Origin of the sequence: Streptomyces sp. NBC_00045 (assembly GCF_045041095.1) — a bacterium.
GTDB lineage: Bacteria > Actinomycetota > Actinomycetes > Streptomycetales > Streptomycetaceae > Streptomyces.
This window is the reverse complement of sequence record NZ_CP108271.1, coordinates 3187331-3203056: the sequence shown is the minus strand read 5'-3', so window position 1 is coordinate 3203056 and position 15726 is coordinate 3187331. Positions and strand designations below refer to the sequence as shown.

18 protein-coding genes are annotated in these 15726 nt (G+C 71.0%); 12 read left to right on the top strand and 6 right to left on the bottom strand.

What is annotated here, in order from left to right; all coding sequences use genetic code 11:
* Positions 1-21 precede the first annotated feature (21 nt).
* Positions 22-501 (bottom strand): SsgA family sporulation/cell division regulator, encoded by a 480-nt coding sequence (locus tag OHA65_RS15035; protein ID WP_327283631.1) that lies wholly within the window; start codon positions 499-501, stop codon positions 22-24.
* A 267-nt stretch (positions 502-768) separates the two neighbouring features.
* On the opposite strand from OHA65_RS15035, the gene OHA65_RS15030 reads away from it, so the two are divergent.
* Together OHA65_RS15030 and OHA65_RS15025 are read left to right on the top strand one after the other, a co-directional pair.
* Complete coding sequence (locus tag OHA65_RS15030) at positions 769-2295, top strand: RDD family protein (RefSeq protein WP_327283630.1); 1527 nt, start codon at positions 769-771, stop codon at positions 2293-2295.
* Positions 2296-2407: 112 nt separating this feature from the next.
* Complete coding sequence (locus OHA65_RS15025; protein ID WP_327283629.1) at positions 2408-3151, top strand: RDD family protein; 744 nt, start codon at positions 2408-2410, stop codon at positions 3149-3151.
* 39 nt (positions 3152-3190) lie between these two features.
* Here the strand turns inward: OHA65_RS15025 and OHA65_RS15020 are convergent, their stop codons facing one another.
* A complete protein-coding gene (locus OHA65_RS15020; RefSeq protein ID WP_327283628.1) occupies positions 3191-3571 on the bottom strand; it encodes a hypothetical protein in 381 nt (126 codons plus the stop codon).
* A 395-nt stretch (positions 3572-3966) separates the two neighbouring features.
* Here OHA65_RS15020 and OHA65_RS15015 point away from each other — a divergent pair, with 395 nt between their 5' ends.
* Together OHA65_RS15015 and OHA65_RS15010 are read left to right on the top strand one after the other, a co-directional pair.
* Positions 3967-6378, top strand: a complete 2412-nt coding sequence (locus OHA65_RS15015) for an immune inhibitor A domain-containing protein (protein ID WP_327283627.1) — start codon at positions 3967-3969, stop codon at positions 6376-6378.
* A gap of 112 nt (positions 6379-6490) precedes the next feature.
* Positions 6491-6793, top strand: coding sequence for a hypothetical protein (locus tag OHA65_RS15010; protein WP_327283626.1), 303 nt, complete (start codon positions 6491-6493; stop codon positions 6791-6793).
* A 52-nt stretch (positions 6794-6845) separates the two neighbouring features.
* Here OHA65_RS15010 and OHA65_RS15005 read toward each other — a convergent pair whose 3' ends face one another.
* Together OHA65_RS15005 and OHA65_RS15000 are read right to left on the bottom strand one after the other, a co-directional pair.
* Positions 6846-7448, bottom strand: a complete 603-nt coding sequence (locus tag OHA65_RS15005; protein WP_327283625.1) for an isochorismatase family protein — start codon at positions 7446-7448, stop codon at positions 6846-6848.
* Between the two features lie 92 nt (positions 7449-7540).
* A complete protein-coding gene (locus OHA65_RS15000; RefSeq protein WP_327283624.1) occupies positions 7541-8869 on the bottom strand; it encodes a nicotinate phosphoribosyltransferase in 1329 nt (442 codons plus the stop codon).
* Positions 8870-8950: 81 nt separating this feature from the next.
* Between OHA65_RS15000 and clpS the strand changes: the two genes are divergently transcribed.
* The 7 genes from clpS to OHA65_RS14965 all read left to right on the top strand — a co-directional run bounded on the left by clpS (position 8951) and on the right by OHA65_RS14965 (position 13679).
* Complete coding sequence (clpS, locus tag OHA65_RS14995; RefSeq protein ID WP_229339364.1) at positions 8951-9265, top strand: ATP-dependent Clp protease adapter ClpS; 315 nt, start codon at positions 8951-8953, stop codon at positions 9263-9265.
* Positions 9265-9882, top strand: a complete 618-nt coding sequence (locus OHA65_RS14990; protein ID WP_327283623.1) for a DUF2017 domain-containing protein — start codon at positions 9265-9267, stop codon at positions 9880-9882. The genes clpS and OHA65_RS14990 overlap by 1 nt, the downstream gene beginning before the upstream one ends.
* A 326-nt stretch (positions 9883-10208) precedes the next feature.
* Entirely contained in the window at positions 10209-11660 is a 1452-nt protein-coding gene (locus tag OHA65_RS14985; protein WP_327283622.1) for an amino acid permease, read from the top strand.
* Positions 11661-11761: 101 nt separating this feature from the next.
* Positions 11762-12184, top strand: coding sequence for a M67 family metallopeptidase (locus tag OHA65_RS14980; RefSeq protein WP_327283621.1), 423 nt, complete (start codon positions 11762-11764; stop codon positions 12182-12184).
* Between the two features lie 77 nt (positions 12185-12261).
* Positions 12262-12369, top strand: a complete 108-nt coding sequence (locus OHA65_RS14975; RefSeq protein WP_311318620.1) for a putative leader peptide — start codon at positions 12262-12264, stop codon at positions 12367-12369.
* A gap of 81 nt (positions 12370-12450) precedes the next feature.
* Positions 12451-12729: a MoaD/ThiS family protein gene (locus OHA65_RS14970; protein ID WP_327283620.1), complete on the top strand. Its 279-nt coding sequence runs from the start codon at positions 12451-12453 to the stop codon at positions 12727-12729.
* Positions 12729-13679, top strand: coding sequence for a cysteine synthase (locus tag OHA65_RS14965; RefSeq protein ID WP_327283619.1), 951 nt, complete (start codon positions 12729-12731; stop codon positions 13677-13679). Before OHA65_RS14970 ends, OHA65_RS14965 begins: the two co-directional genes overlap by 1 nt.
* A gap of 282 nt (positions 13680-13961) precedes the next feature.
* Here the strand turns inward: OHA65_RS14965 and OHA65_RS14960 are convergent, their stop codons facing one another.
* Both OHA65_RS14960 and OHA65_RS14955 read right to left on the bottom strand, forming a co-directional pair.
* Complete coding sequence (locus OHA65_RS14960) at positions 13962-14330, bottom strand: DUF488 family protein (RefSeq protein WP_327283618.1); 369 nt, start codon at positions 14328-14330, stop codon at positions 13962-13964.
* Positions 14330-14749, bottom strand: a complete 420-nt coding sequence (locus OHA65_RS14955; protein WP_327283617.1) for a hypothetical protein — start codon at positions 14747-14749, stop codon at positions 14330-14332. Before OHA65_RS14955 ends, OHA65_RS14960 begins: the two co-directional genes overlap by 1 nt.
* 205 nt (positions 14750-14954) lie before the next feature.
* On the opposite strand from OHA65_RS14955, the gene OHA65_RS14950 reads away from it, so the two are divergent.
* Positions 14955-15707: an MBL fold metallo-hydrolase gene (locus OHA65_RS14950; protein ID WP_327283616.1), complete on the top strand. Its 753-nt coding sequence runs from the start codon at positions 14955-14957 to the stop codon at positions 15705-15707.
* Positions 15708-15726 lie beyond the last annotated feature (19 nt).

Genomic DNA, 15726 nt, shown 5'->3' with positions numbered 1-15726 from the left:
CGAGACGCAGACGGCCCCGCATCACAGGTCACCGTCCGCCGACTCGTCCGACGGCCACGGGTCCCGCATCCACAGGTCGTCGGCCGGGGTCGGCGCGAGCAGCTCCGCGAGCGCGTCGTCCAGGCCCAGCCGTTCGGCCTCGGTGCCCGGCGGGACCACGCGCAGCGTGCGCTCCAGCCACGCCGACACCGTGCCGGCCGGGGCCTCCAGCAGGGCGTCGCCGTCGGGGGAGGTCAGCGCCATGCACAGGACGGCCTTGTCGTCGACCTTGGTGGGCCAGATCCGGACGTCCCCGTGGCCGCACGGGCGGAACACCCCCTCGACGAGCAGCTCGCGGGCGAAGGTCCAGTTGACCGGGGTGCTGGAGCCGGCGTGGAAGGTGATGTGCACGGCGTACGGGTCGTCCGTCAGGTAGACCAGCCGGGCCGGGACGGCGATGCTGCGCTCGGGGGACAGGACCAGCTTGAGTTCCAGCTCGCGTTCGACGACGGGGTGGTGCATGACGGCCTCACTTCGGGTTCTCCGGTGCGTGTCGCGGGGCCGGGTTCGCGCCCCACACCTGGAGAGAGCACCCGTGTGCCCGGGTATGACGCGACTTCGCGCACCGAACCGTCGATTGGCCTGATCCTGTCGTATGGCTGAAAACTGCCGTAGGGGCGGCATTCGCTCAAAGGCTTGGATTCTCCCGTTACCGGACCTGTCGGGGCACGGTTCTTGGCTATGGTCCTCCCCTGCACAAGCCTCAAGCCACGATCGGAGTTGGGGACATTGACGGCCTCCCCTGGTGACGGCGAGCACGCGGCCCGCGAGGGCTACTACCCCGATCCGTCCATCCCCGGGTTCGTCCGGTACTGGAACGGCCTCAACTGGGTGCCCGGTACGAGCCGCCCCGCCGCCCGGTCCGACGAGACGGGCCCGGTGTTCCTGGACGAGACCGGCGTGACGGAGGCGCTGCCCGAACCCGAGCCCGAGCCCGAACCCGATCCCCGGCCCGATCCCCGGCCCGAAGCCGTGGCGAGGCCCGCCGCCCCGGTCGTGCCGGCGCCCGCCCCGTCCTGGCAGGCCGATCCCCTGCACCAGTCCGGCTTCGGCGGCCCCCGCGACCACCGGGTGTCCTGGGGCAACCCCCCGCAGCCGGAGCCCGACGCGGGGCACGCGCCCGCCCGCCCGGCGGGGATCTCGCCGGGCCGCGGGCCGCGCCCGGAGCCGCTGGACGCGGCCGAACGGGCCGAACGCGGACCGGGCGTGTCCTTCGCCCGTACGCCGTCCGCCGCGGCGGCGACCGCGGAGCGGTTCCCCGCGCCGGCCGCGGCGGCCCGGGGTTCCGCCGAGAGTGTGGGCATCCTGTCGGCGCGTGCCCCGATCGGCCAGGCCCCGGCTCCTGCTCCCGCCCCCGCGCCCGCCCCCGCCGCCGCTCCGGCTCCGGTTCCCGCCCCCGCTCCCGTACAGGCCGAGTGGCCCGCCGCGCCCGGCGGCAGCGCCGGGTCCGGGCTCACTTCCTCCTGGCCGCAGTCCCCGGTACGGCGCGACCCGGCGCCGAGGCCCGAGCCCGAGCCCCCGGTGGTCCGCCGCCCTGCGCCTGCGCCCGCGCCGGACCGCGACGCCGAGGCCGCAGCGGCAGCCGAGGCCGCAGCAGCAGCCCAGGCAGCGCAGGCCGCCAACGCCGCGGCGGTCCGCTCCGTACCTGCGGCGACAGCGGTTCCGGCGCCGGCCGCGCAGGAGGCCCCCTCCCGGGCAGCCGCGGAGGCCGGGGCGTCCCCGGAGGCGGACCGCCCGTCCGTCTCCCGGCCCACCGAGCGGGCCGTGTTCGAGCGGATGGCGGAGCGGGCCGCGCGCCCCGCCGGGCTCTTCCGCCGGGCCGTCGCCCGCCTGTTGGACACCCTGGTGTTCGCCGCGGTCGCCGCGGGCACCGCCTGGCCCCTCCTCCCCGCGGCCACCGCCCATCTTGAGGCCAAGGTCGACGCCGCCAAGGGCAGCGGCCGGACCACCACCGTGTGGCTGTTCGACGCCACCATCGCCGGGTACCTGGGGCTCGTCCTCGGCGCCGTACTGCTCTTCGGGGTGTTCTACGAGGTGCTGCCCACCGCCCGCTGGGGACGCACCCCGGGCAAGAAGCTCCTCGGGGTCCGCGTGCTGTCCGCCGCGACGCTCCGCCCGCCCGCGTTCGCCGCGGCCCTGTGCCGCTGGCTCGTGTACGCGCTGTTCGGGCTCCCCGGCAGCCTCTGGTGCCTCGGGGACGGCCCCCGCCGCCGGGGCTGGCACGACCGGGCGGCGAAGACGTACGTGGCCCGCTGAGGCCCGCCCGCGGGCCCCGCCGCGTGGCGGGGTCCGCAGCCGTCGGGGGCCGCGTACCCCGAACGGACGCCGTCCCGTTGCGGGGTTCGCCGGGCCGGGTTCGACTCGGGCCATGAGTACCGATCAGCCGCCGCCGGGCCAGCCGCCCGAGGACGACCCGTTCCTGAAGAAGCCCCAGGAGCCGACGCCCCCGTCGGGCGGTTCACCGTACGACCGGCCGCCGGGCGGCCAGCCGCCCCCGCCGCCCGGCGGCCCGTACGGCGGCGCGGGCGCAGGAGGGGGAGGCGGCGGCGGATACCCGCCGCCCCCGCCGCCGCCCCCGCCGGGGGACCCGTACGGTGGCAGCGGCGGCTACGGCATGCCCGATCCGCTCGCCGGGATGCCCCCGCTGGCGGACTTCGGCAAACGGCTCGCCGCACGGATCATCGACGTGATCATCGTGGCGATCCCGTTGTTCCTGATCCAGCTGGCGTTCGGCACGAACCGGTACATGGTCGAGACGAACAAGGGCGAGGACGTCAGCGAGGTCTTCACCAAGTCGTACAGCGGCACCGGTCTGATCATGACGCTGATCTCGATCGTCTTGTACGTCGGCTACGACTGGTGGTTCACGAAGAAGGAAGGCAAGACCATCGGCAAGAAGGCGATGGGGCTGCGGGTCGCGATGCTCAACGACGGCAGCGTGCCGCAGTCCGGCCCCGCCCTGTCCCGGGCCGCGGTGCTCTGGCTGCCGACCCTGCTCTGCTGCTTCTGCCTGTGGCCGATCGCGCTGATCGTGTCGATGCTCGTGGACAAGCCGTACAAGCAGGGACTCCACGACAAGGTGGGCAAGACCGTGGTGGTGAGCGCGGCATAGCGACGGGCACCGGCGTACGGCGGAAGGGCGGCGTACGGCTCAGTGGTGCACCGGCTGTTCGGCGGCGGCCGTCCGGGGTTCAGGCACCCGGACGGCCGCCTGCGCGTCTGCCGGGACCGGCCCGGGCGTCGCTCTGAGCGTGGTCCCGGGCGTGATTTCGGACGTGATTTCGGCAACACCGGGGGAAACGGCGGGGGTACGGGCGGTGGATCCCGCGGCCCCGGCCGATGAGGCGTGGCGGCCGCGGCGGCGGGGGCTCGCCGCGGTGAGCGCGACGAGCAGTCCGAGGGCCAGTGCGGCGGTGGCGATGACGGCGATCCCGCGCCCCGTGCTCGTCTGTGAGAGCAGCAGCATGGCGATCGTCGACACGACTACGGTGGCGGACCCGTAGAACAACTGGGCGGCAGTCGGACGCGGCATGGCGATATCCGTCCTCAAGGCGGGGAGGGGGAGTCTGCTCAACTAGGTCGTCAACGAGGTCGCGCGGCAAGTGACTCTACGTCGAGGGATTCCCGGGCGGAACCGCTAGTAAGCGTGACCTAACCCACGGTGCCCGGAGCACGGGGGGCGCACGGATTCATTCCCCGTCCCACCATGTGGTCAGGACGCGCCCTTCGTCCCGTATGGCAGAGGAACGTCCGGATAGCGGAACTCCCTGACCGCATAGTGCAGTTGTAAGGAAGAAGTCAAGGTCTGTCTTTTCTTTAGACTCTCCGGTCAAATGTCGTCACTTGAGACGCGCGCCGCGCGGAACCCCCCGCTCCTATGGAGACGTTCCGACCTGTGTCGCGGCCGCGGGAGGGGAACGACATCAAGTGACCAGCAATTCCAGTCGTCGACGAGCGCTGCGTGCCGCAGCCGTCGGTGTGACCTTGGCCGCGACCGCGGCTTCCGGCGCCTTCCTCGTCACTGCCCAGGCTTCCGAGGCGCCGTTGACCGCGCCCGCCGCGGAACGCCAGGACCCGACCGCTCCCGCCAAGGAGCAGGTCCAGCACAACCTGAAGGGCCCCTTCAGCGACCAGCAGGCGCAAGCCCGCGAAGCCGCCCTGGACCAGGTGCTGTCCGGCAAGAAGACCGTCGAGCAGCGCGGCGCCTCCAAGGTCGTCAAGCTCGACGACAAGAAGTACGTCGAGCTCGGCCGCGAGAAGACCGACAAGATCTTCACGATCCTCGTCGAGTTCGGCGACCAGGTCGACAACGCGACCATGTTCGACCCGGACGGTCCGGACGGCCCGAAGCCGGCCGTCCCGAAGTACGGCGGCACCCCCGGTCCGGCGCACAACACCATCGCGCAGCCCGACCGTGCCAACAACAACAGCACGGCCTGGCGCAAGGACTTCAGCCGCGACTACTTCCAGGACCTGTACTTCGGTACCGGTAAGGGCAAGGACTCGCTGAAGACCTACTACGAGAAGACCTCTTCGGGTCGTTACTCGGTCGACGGCCAGGTCGCCGACTGGGTCAAGATCCCGAACAATGAGGCCCGTTACGGCTCGAACTACTGCGGCCAGACCAACTGCGCCAATGTGTGGGACACCGTCCGCGACGGCGTCAACGCGTGGGTCGACGCCCAGAAGAAGGCCGGCAAGTCCGACGCCGAAATCAAGGCCACGCTGGCGCAGTACGACCAGTGGGACCGCAACGACTACGACGGCGACGGCAACTTCAACGAGCCCGACGGCTACATCGACCACTTCCAGATCGTCCACGCGGGCGAGGACGAGTCGGCCGGCGGCGGCGTTCAGGGCACCAACGCCCTGTGGGCGCACCGCTGGTACGCCTACGGCACCGACGCGGGCAAGACCGGCCCGGCGAACAACAAGGCCGGCGGCACCCAGATCGGCGACACCGGCATCTGGGTCGGCGACTACACGATGCAGCCGGAGAACGGCGGCCTCGGCGTCTTCGCGCACGAGTACGGCCACGACCTCGGTCTGCCGGACCTCTACGACACCTCCGGTGGCGGCGAGAACTCGGTCGGTTTCTGGTCCCTGATGTCCGCCGGCTCCTGGCTCGGCGAGGGCAAGGACTCCATAGGCGACATGCCGGGCGACATGACCGCCTGGGACAAGCTGCAGCTGGGCTGGCTGAACTACGACACGGCCAAGGCCGCGACGAAGTCCACCCACAAGCTGGGTGTGTCGGAGTACAACACCAAGGACAAGCAGGCGCTGGTCGTCGAGCTGCCGAAGAAGCAGGTCAAGACCGACATCGTCGCTCCCGCCGAGGGCTCCTCGCAGTGGTGGAGCAACATGGGTGACGACCTCAAGAACACCCTCACCCGCTCGGTCGACCTGACCGGCAAGTCCTCCGCCGCACTGGGCCTCAAGGGCTGGTGGGACATCGAGAAGGACTACGACTACCTCTACACCGAGGTGTCCACGGACGGCGGCGCCACCTGGACCGTCCTGGGCGGCACCGCCAACGGCAAGGCCATCCCGGCCGACGCCGCGGGCAACGCCGGTCTGACCGACGCCTCCGGCGGCTGGCAGGACCTGAAGTTCCCGCTCGACGCCTACGCCGGCAAGAAGATCGACCTCCGCTTCCGCTACCAGACGGACGGCGGCGCGGGCGGCAAGGGCTTCACGGCCGACGCCCTCGCGATCACCGCGGACGGCCAGACCCTGTTCACCGACGGCGCCGAGAACGGCGACAACGGCTGGACCGGCAAGGGCTTCTCCCGTGTCGGCGGCGGGTTCACCAAGGAGTACCCGCAGTACTACATCGCGGAGAACCGCCGCTACGTCTCGTACGACTCCACCCTCAAGGTGGGCCCGTACAACTTCGGCTGGGCCAACTCCAAGCCGGGCTGGGTCGAGCACTACCCCTACCAGGACGGCCTGCTGATCTGGCTGTGGGACAAGTCCCAGAAGGACAACAACACCAGCCAGCACCCGGGCCAGGGTCTGATCCTCCCGATCGACGCCAACGCCAAGCCGATGAAGTGGTCGGACGGCACCCTGCTGCGCAACAAGATCCAGCCGTACGACGCGCCGTTCAGCGCGTACTCGACGGACGCCTTCACCCTGCACAAGAACGGTGAGTCGCTCTTCGTCAAGCCGAAGCCCACGAACCTGGTCTTCGACGACCACAAGGGCAAGTACTACTACGACGAGAACCCGACCGGTTCGGTGAAGGTCGCTGACACCAACACCAAGATCAAGATCGCGAAGGAGACGTACGACGGTCTCCAGATGACGATCGAGGTCGGGCCCGCCGCCAAGTAATTCGGCAAACCCACAGGTCAAAGCATGATCGGCCGTCGCCCTCTAGCGGGCGGCGGCCGATCGCGTTTAGATGCGGTTGCGAGTTTTCTTATTGACGGGGGAGCTGAAGATCATGCCAGGTGGAGGTTTCGTCAGATTGCCGGGCGGCAGCGTGGTGGTCGCGCTCACGCTGCCGAGGCCGTGCGGCGAGGGCGGAAACGTCCGCGTGCTGGTCCACGCCGCGAACCGGGCCCGCGCCCTGACCAGGCTGCGGAACCTCGGGATGCGGGCCGTGTACCTGCGCGGCAACGCGCAGCCGCCGACCCCGGACGAGGTCACGGCCGTCCTGCACCACCCCGACGGGCTGCTGTGGCGCGGCGCCCCGGACCGGGCCCAGGAGCTCTGGCACCCGATCCGGACCCTCCTGGGCCACTAGGTCGGGCGCCCGGCCGGGTCCGGCTGGCCGCCCCCGGCCGGGCAAGGGCCCGTCACGGGCTCTGGCGGGGGCTCTCGCCGACGAGCTCGATCCCGGCCGAGCGGAGCTCCTCCGCCGCCCGTGCGGCGGTGTGGGGGGCCACGGCTGCCGTCAGGTCCAGCAGCACGCGCGTGGCGAAGCCGGCGCGGGCGGCGTCGAGGGCCGTGGCCCGCACGCAGTGGTCGGTGGCGATCCCGACGACGTCGACCTCGGTGACCTGCCGGTCGTGCAGCCACTGGCCGAGCGGGGTGCCGTTCTCGTCGGCGCCCTCGAACCCGCTGTACGCGGCCTCGTACGCGCCCTTGTCGAAGACGGCGGCGACGGCGCCGGAGGCGACCGCGGGCGCGAAGTTCGGGTGGAACCCGACGCCCTCGGTGCCGGCGACGCAGTGGACCGGCCAGGAGGTCTCGTAGTCCGGCTCGGCCGGGGCGTGCGCGAAGTGCGAACCGGGGTCGACGTGGTGGTCGCGGGTCGCGACGACGTGCCGGTAGCCGGCCGTGGCCTGCCCGATGAGCTCGGTGATCGCGGCGGCGACATCGGCCCCGCCGGTGACCGCGAGGCTGCCGCCTTCGCAGAAGTCGTTCTGTACGTCGACGACGATCAGTGCGCGGTGCATGTCGGTCCTTCGGTTGTCGTGATTGCCGCTGCGCGGGCTCTTCCCCCGCCCCGCCCCTCCCCGAACCTGGCGAGGGGCGGGCCGGGGGTCCGCTACGCGTACTCGGTCGGGAGCACCGGCTCGCCGCGGGACAGCTGCGTCGCGGAAAGCGGGAGTCCGGCACGGGCCTCGCGGTGGCGGTCGCGGACCGTCTCCAGGGGCTCGCGGGCCACCACCTCACCGGCCTTGACCAGCTGGACCAGCAGCTGCCGGTCCGCCAGGGCCGACGGCACCGGCCCGGTCCCGACCACCTCGGCCTCGGCGACGCCCTCCGCGTCCACGCGGCGCGCCGCCCACTTGCGGCCCCCGATCGAGGTCTTGCCGCCGGAGGACTTCTTCGCCACCGGCACCAGCGGGGCCTTCGGGTCCGCCGACGCTGCGCGCGCCACCAGCTTGTAGACCATCGAGCACGTCGGGTGCCCGCTGCCCGTCACCAGCTGCGTGCCGACCCCGTAGGCGTCCACCGGCGCGGCCGCCAGCGAGGCGATCGCGTACTCGTCGAGGTCGGAGGTGACCACGATCTTCGTCCCGGTGGCCCCGAGTTCGTCCAGCTGCTGCCGGACCCGGTGCGCGACCAGCAGCAGGTCGCCGGAGTCGATCCGGACCGCCCCCAGCCCCGTCCCGGCGACCTCGATGGCCGTCCGTACGGCCTCGGCGACGTCGTACGTGTCCACCAGCAGGGTCGTCCCGCCGCCCAGCGAGGCCACCTGGGCCTGGAACGCGTCCCGCTCGGTGTCGTGCACCAGCGTGAAGGCGTGCGCCGAGGTCCCGACCGTCGGGATCCCGTACCGGAAGCCGGCCGCCAGGTCCGAGGTGGAGGTGAAGCCGCCGACGTACGCGGCCCGGGAGGCCGCCACCGCCGCCAGCTCGTGGGTGCGCCGGGCGCCCATCTCGATCAGCGGCCGCTCGCCGGCGGCCGAGGCCATCCGGGAGGCGGCGGCCGCGATCGCCGAGTCGTGGTTCAGGATCGACAGGATCACGGTCTCCAGCAGCACGCACTCGGCGAAGCTGCCCTCGACGCGCAGGAGCGGCGAGCCGGGGAAGTAGACCTCGCCCTCCGGGTAGCCCCAGATGTCGCCCGAGAAGCGGTACGAGGACAGCCAGTCCAGCGTCCGCATGTCGACGACGGCCCGCTCGCGCAGGAACTCCAGCACCGCGCTGTCGAAGCGGAAGTTCTCCACCGCGTCCAGGACGCGGCCGGTGCCCGCCACCACCCCGTAGCGGCGCCCCTCGGGCAGCCGCCGGGTGAAGACCTCGAAGACCGAGCGGCGGTCGGCGGTGCCGTTCGCCAGGGCGGCCTGCAGCATCGTGAGCTCGTAATGATCCGTGAAGAGCGCTGTCGACGGCACGTCCACCGGCAGGCCCAGGTCCGCAGGGTTCATGTCACGGATGCTAGCGCACATTTCGTCAAAGTGACGAGATCTCGGGACCCGTTTGTGCGACCGGCCGGTCACAGTGGCAGCATGGGACGAGTGAGTGTTGCTCCCATTGAGATCGAACGCACCGAGTCGGCCGAAGAGACCTTCGCGGTCCCAGAACCCGACGTTCCCTGGGTGACCCTGGTGCACAACGACCCGGTCAACCTCATGAGCTACGTGACGTACGTGTTCCAGGCGTACTTCGGCTATTCGAAGGACAAGGCGCACAAGCTGATGCTCGACGTCCACCACAAGGGGCGGGCGGTCGTGTCCAGCGGCACCCGCGAGGAAATGGAGCGCGACGTGCAGGCCATGCACGGCTACGGCCTGTGGGCGACCCTCTCCCAGGACCGCTTCTGATGGGGCGCTCCGCCGGAATGTTCGAAGCCCTGAAGGGCGGCGGCGCCACCATCGCGCTGGACGAGATCGAGATCTCCATCCTGCGCTCGCTGGCCGTGCAGCTGCTGGAGCTCATCGGCCCGGGTGCGCCCGAGCCGGACGAGGACGCCGACCCGCTGGCCGTGCTGTTCGCCGAGGGCAACGCGGGGCCCACCGAGCGGCCCTCCGACCCCGCGCTGATCCGGCTCTTCCCCGACGCCTACGGCGGCCCCGGCCCCGAGGACCAGGGCGTGGACCCGGCCGAGCTCGCCGACCGGTCGGCGGAATTCCGCCGGTTCACCGAGAACGACCTGCGCAGCCGCAAGCGGGAGGACGCCCTCTGCGTCGTGCGCAGCCTGGACGGGCTCGTCCCGGGCGGCGACGGGGCGGCCGTGCTGGAGCTCACCGGGGAGCTCCCGCTGCGCTGGCTTGGCGCGCTCAATGACCTGCGCCTGACCATCGCGGCCCGCCTGGACATCACCGAGGACGAGGAGAGCGCGATGCTCTTCAGGCTGCCGGACGACGATCCGCGCAAGCCGATGGTGATGGCCTACCTGTGGCTCGGGGGCCTCCAGGAGACGCTCATCGAAACCCTCTGAGTCGGCCGGGCGGGCGTTGTTCGGCGAATGTTCGCTCAGCGGACGCTCAAATCCGGATAACGATCAGATCACCGCGTTGCGGTGATCTGATGCGTTGCAGGACTTTTGTTCCGAATTCCATGTGTCGCACATCACATTTCCACACCTCGGTCACCCATAAGCCCGTGATAAATCTTCACGACCGCCGACGGGGCGCCACCCATGTCCCCCGGCCCGCTTGAACCGGCTGACCGCCGGGTGCAACTCCATCCGTATCCGGGGGGATCGAGGACCCGATCCGCAGCCTTCAAAGGCGCGGGTCGGCGTGGAGAAAGGCGCACCAAGACATGACCTCTGTGCAGGTCGAGCAGCACGACAGGACGCCCGGAGAGGGCGCCGCGGCCGAGGGCGGCGAGGGTTACCACCGCGCACTCGGAGCCCGCCAGATCCAGATGATCGCGATCGGCGGAGCCATCGGCACCGGCCTCTTCCTGGGCGCCGGCAAGGCGATCTCGAAGGCCGGCCCGAGCCTGATCCTGGCCTACGCCATCGCGGGCCTGGTCATCTTCTTCATCATGCGCGCCCTGGGCGAGCTGCTGATGTACCGCCCGGTCTCGGGCTCCTTCTCGGACTACGCCCGGGAGTTCCTCGGCCCGTTCTGGGGGTACGCGACAGGCTGGACGTACTGGCTCTTCTGGGTGGTCACCGGCATCACCGAGGTGACCGCGGCGGCCAAGTACATGTCGTACTGGACCCACGACAGCTTCCCGCAGTGGGCCTACGCGCTGATCTTCACGGTCATCCTCTACACCGCCAACCTGATCTCCGTGAAGCTCTTCGGCGAGCTTGAGTTCTGGTTCTCGATGGTCAAGGTCACCGCCATCGTCGGCATGATCCTGATCTGCGCCGGCATCCTCACCGTCGGCTTCTCCGACGCCGCCGCCACCGCCTCCGTCTCCAACCTGTGGAGCGACCGCGGCTTCTTCCCGAACGGCATCGGCGAGACGCTGATGACCCTCCAGATCGTCATGTTCGCCTTCCTGGCGGTCGAGCTGGTCGGCGTCACCGCCGGCGAGTCCAAGGACCCCGAGAAGACCCTGCCCAAGGCCATCAACACCGTGCCGTGGCGCATCGCCGTCTTCTACGTCGGCGCCCTCATCATGATCATGTCGGTCATCCCGTGGTCCAACTTCAAGGCGGGCGAGAGCCCGTTCGTGCTGGCCTTCGAGAAGATGGGCCTCGGCGTCGGCGCCGCGATCGTCAACTTCGTCGTGCTGACCGCCGCCCTGTCCTCCTGCAACTCGGGCATGTACTCCACCGGCCGCATGCTGCGCGACCTCGCCCTCAACGGCCAGGGACCGAAGTTCTTCACCAAGCTCACCAAGAGCGGCACCCCGCTCGTGGGCACCACCTTCTCCGCCGCGCTGATGCTGGTGGGCGTCTGGATCAACTACGTCGCCCCGGGCAAGGCCTTCGACTACGTCGTCTCCTTCGCCACCATCTCGGGCATGTGGGCCTGGATCATGATCCTGGTCTGCCAGATCCGCTACCGCGCCAAGGCCGACCGCGGCGAGCTGCCGCAGTCCCCCTTCCGGGCGCCCGGAGCGCCCTGGAGCAGCTGGTTCGCCCTGCTGTTCATCGGCATGGTCATCGTGATGATGGGCATCGACAAGGACTCCCGCGTCTCGCTGTACTGCGCCCCGCTGTGGGGCCTGATCCTGGGCGCCTCGTACCTGGTGCTCAAGAAGCGCAACCCGCGCGGAGCCGCCTTCAACAAGGTGTCCGAGCCGGTCGCCTGACCCACCCCGCCACCGGGCCCCGAACGGCCCCGTGTCCAGCATCCGGGCCCTCCCGTACCACACCTCGGTACGGGAGGGCCCGTCTGCTTATCCTGTCGACCATGCTGACCCTCACCCAGGCGCTGTACGACCAGATCGTCGAGCACGCCCGCAAGGACCACCCCGACGAGGCCTGCGGCGTCGTGGCCGGACCGGCCGGCACCGACCGCCCCGAGCGGTTCATCCCGATGCTCAACGCGGCCCGCTCGCCCACGTTCTACGAGTTCGACTCGAAGGATCTGCTCAAGCTGTACCGCGAGCTCGACGACCGGGACGAGGAACCCGTGATCGTCTACCACTCGCACACCGCGACCGAGGCCTACCCCTCCCGTACGGACGTCACGTACGCCAACGAGCCCGCCGCGCACTACGTCCTGGTCTCCACGGCGGACACCGACGGCCTCGGCGAGTTCCAGTTCCGCTCGTACCGGATCGTCGAAGGCGTCATCACGGAGGAAGAAGTGCAGGTCGTAGCAGCCTACTGACCACGATGTGAGCGGTTTGCGTCCACGATGCGGGATCACACTCCAAACGGGGGACCGGGAATCGTTAACATGACCGCATGGTTCCCCACGACGTGAGCATCGAGACGCCCAGCAGGCTGCTGCTTGTGGCGCGGCTGCACGTCGACCTGTGCCGCCTCGCCAGCAGCATCTGTCCTGCCGCCTGAGCACCACAGGCCCTCGCGCGGGGGCCATCGCGCCGCGCGCCCTTACGCCCCTCCCGCCTTACTTCACCACTGGAGCCTGCCATGGCCATCGAGGTCCGCATCCCCACCATCCTCCGCACCTACACCGACGGCGAGAAGGCCGTCAGCGGTGAGGGCACCACGCTGTCCGAGCTGTTCGCGGACCTTGAGACGCGCCACAAGGGCATCGAGGAGCGCATCGTCGACGGCGGCAAGCTCCGCCGCTTCGTGAACGTCTACCTCAACGACGAGGACGTCCGCTTCCTCGACGGCATCACCACCGCCCTCAAGGACGGCGACAGCGTCACCATCCTCCCGGCGGTCGCCGGCGGCTCCGTCTGATGCGCTACGACTCCCCGCTGGCCGCGGTCGGCAACACGCCGCTCGTCCGGCTGCCCCGGCTGTCGCCCTCGGACGACGTCCGCATCTGGGCCAAGCTGGAGGACCGGAACCCGACCGGCTCCATCAAGGACCGGCCCGCGCTCCACATGGTCGAGCAGGCCGAGAAGGACGGCAGGCTGTCCCCCGGCTGCACCATCCTGGAGCCCACCTCGGGGAACACCGGCATCTCGCTCGCGATGGCGGCCAAGCTCAAGGGCTACCGGATCGTGTGCGTCATGCCGGAGAACACGAGCCGGGAGCGGCGCGACCTGCTGGCCATGTGGGGGGCCGAGATCATCTCGTCGCCGGCGGCGGGCGGATCGAACACCGCGGTCCGGGTGGCCAAGGAACTGGCGGCGGAGCACCCCGACTGGGTGATGCTCTACCAGTACGGAAACCCGGACAACGCGGGAGCCCACTACGCGACGACGGGCCCCGAGATCCTGCGGGACCTCCCGTCGATCACGCACTTCGTGGCGGGACTGGGCACGACGGGCACCCTGATGGGCGTCGGCCGCTACCTGCGCGAGCACGTCGAAGGCATCAAGATCGTCGCGGCGGAGCCGCGGTACGACGACCTGGTCTACGGCCTGCGCAACCTGGACGAGGGCTTCGTCCCGGAGCTGTACGACGCCTCGGTCCTGACGACCCGCTTCTCGGTGGGCTCGGCGGACGCGGTGACGCGCACGCGCGAACTCCTCCAGCTGGAGGGCATCTTCGCGGGCGTCTCCACGGGAGCCGCCCTGCACGCGGCGATCGGCGTGGGCCGCAAGGCGATGGCCGCCGGCGAATCGGCGGACATCGTGTTCGTCGTGGCCGACGGGGGCTGGAAGTACCTGTCGACGGGCGTCTACACGGCGGCGACGACGGAAGAAGCGATCGAAACCCTCCAGGGCCAACTCTGGGCCTGACCCAGCCGGCCCCCGCCGCCTGACCCCGGATACCCAGCCCCGCCGGCGCCGGCGCCGGGGCGCGGGCGCGGGGCCGGGGCGCCGGCAGTGGCGCCGCGGACGAGCGGCGGTCGGGGGCTTGCGACGCCGGTCCCATTCAGCTCCGTCGGCGTTTGGGGCGCGGGGCCGGCCCCGACAGTGGCGCCGCTTCACAAGGGGTCCCGGACTCCGCCCGGGGCGGGGAGGACGTAACGCGCAGCGGACCGGCGGCAAGGCCGAACCGGGTGCCGGCCGGAGCGGGACTCAGCCGGACAGTAGATCGGCCAGGACGGCCGCGTGGCTCGTGGCGGGGTCCTTGACCGCGGTCAAGAGGGTGACCGGGCCCGCCCCGGCCAAGGCGCGCAGCCGCTCCAGCTCCTGAACCGCCCCCGGCTCCGCCAGCTCCGCCTCGTACCGCGACCGGAACTCCTCCGCCGAGCCCCCGCCCCCGTGGAACCACTTCCGCAGCTCCCCGGACGGGGTCACCGCCTTCGGCCACTCGTCCACCGCCGCCACCGCCTTCGCCAGGCCCCGCGGCCACAGCCGGTCCACGAGGACCCGTACGCCGTCAGCCCCCGGCTCCGGCGGGTCGTACACCCGCCGCACCCGCACCCGTGCCCGCCGCACCCCCATCAGCCGCCACCTCCGAGTCCCTTGACCTCGTCCCACACCGCGGGATCCAGCACACCCAGCCGGCTCCCGAACTCCCACACCGACACGTCGGCCGGCCGGTCAGCCTCCAGGAAGCTCGCCCGGCCCTGCGCCCCGACCGTCCCCGGCGGCAGCGGGATCACCCCGGCCCGCCGGTCGTCGTACTTCGCGGTGATCCACGCGACCCGCGCCCGGTGGGCCCGTACGGACGCCACCGCCAGCACCAGGCACAGCCGCCCGTCGGCGAGGGACCACAGCTCACCGGCCCGCGGCTGCGGAGCCGCGCCCGGTCCGTGCGGCGGCGGGGCCCGCCGGCCGATCGCCGGCCGCCGCCCCACGACCAGCACCACCAGCACCACGGCCACCACCGCGGCCGCCGCGGGCCACCAGGACGTGTCCATATTCCGAAGGTAGCCGCGCCCGGACCCCCCGGCACGGCAGTGCACCGGCACGCCCGTGCCCACCGTCGCTCCCCCGGGTGACAGGACAGGTGATTCCCCCCACAACGGCCTGCCGCGGAGGAGCGACCTGACGTTTCGCGCCTTACGCTCGACCCACGCACGGCCCGCATTCCGTCCACGGACCGTCCCCGGAGGTTTACGCTCCATGAAGCTCACCGTCGTCGGCTGCTCGGGGTCGTTCCCGTCCGCGGAATCGGCCTGTTCGAGCTACCTCGTCGAGGCCGACGGCTTCCGGCTGCTCCTCGACATGGGCAACGGCGCCCTCGGCGAGCTGCAGCGCCACATCGGTCTCTACGACCTCGACGCAATCTTCCTGAGCCATCTGCACGCCGACCACTGCATCGACATGTGCGCCTACTTCGTCGCCCGTTTCTACCGGCACGAGGGCGGCCGCTGCTCCGCGATCCCCGTCTACGGCCCCGAGGGCACCGAGAAGCGCCTGACGACCGCGTACGAGGACGTCCCCGACGAGCGCTCGATGAGCGAGGTCTTCGACTTCCGGACCCTGAAGTCCGGCAGCTTCCAGATCGGCCCGTTCACCGTCCGCACCGAGCGGGTCAGCCACCCCGTCGAGGCCTACGGCATCCGCGTCGAGCACGGCGGCCGCTCCCTCACTTACTCCGGCGACACCGGCGCCTGTCCCGAGCTGGGGATGCTGGCCGAAGGCGCGGACCTGTTCCTGTGCGAGGCGTCCTTCACGCACGGCAAGGAGGACATCCCGGACCTCCACCTCAACGGCCGCGAGGCCGGGGAGTTCGCGCACGGCGGCCGGGTCGGCCGGCTGGTCCTTACGCACATCCCGCCGTGGACCGACGCCGACCAGAACCTCGCCGACGCCCGCGAGGTCTACGACGGCCCGATCGACCTGGCGTACGCCGGCGCCGTCTACGAGATCTGACGCACGACCCGTACAACAG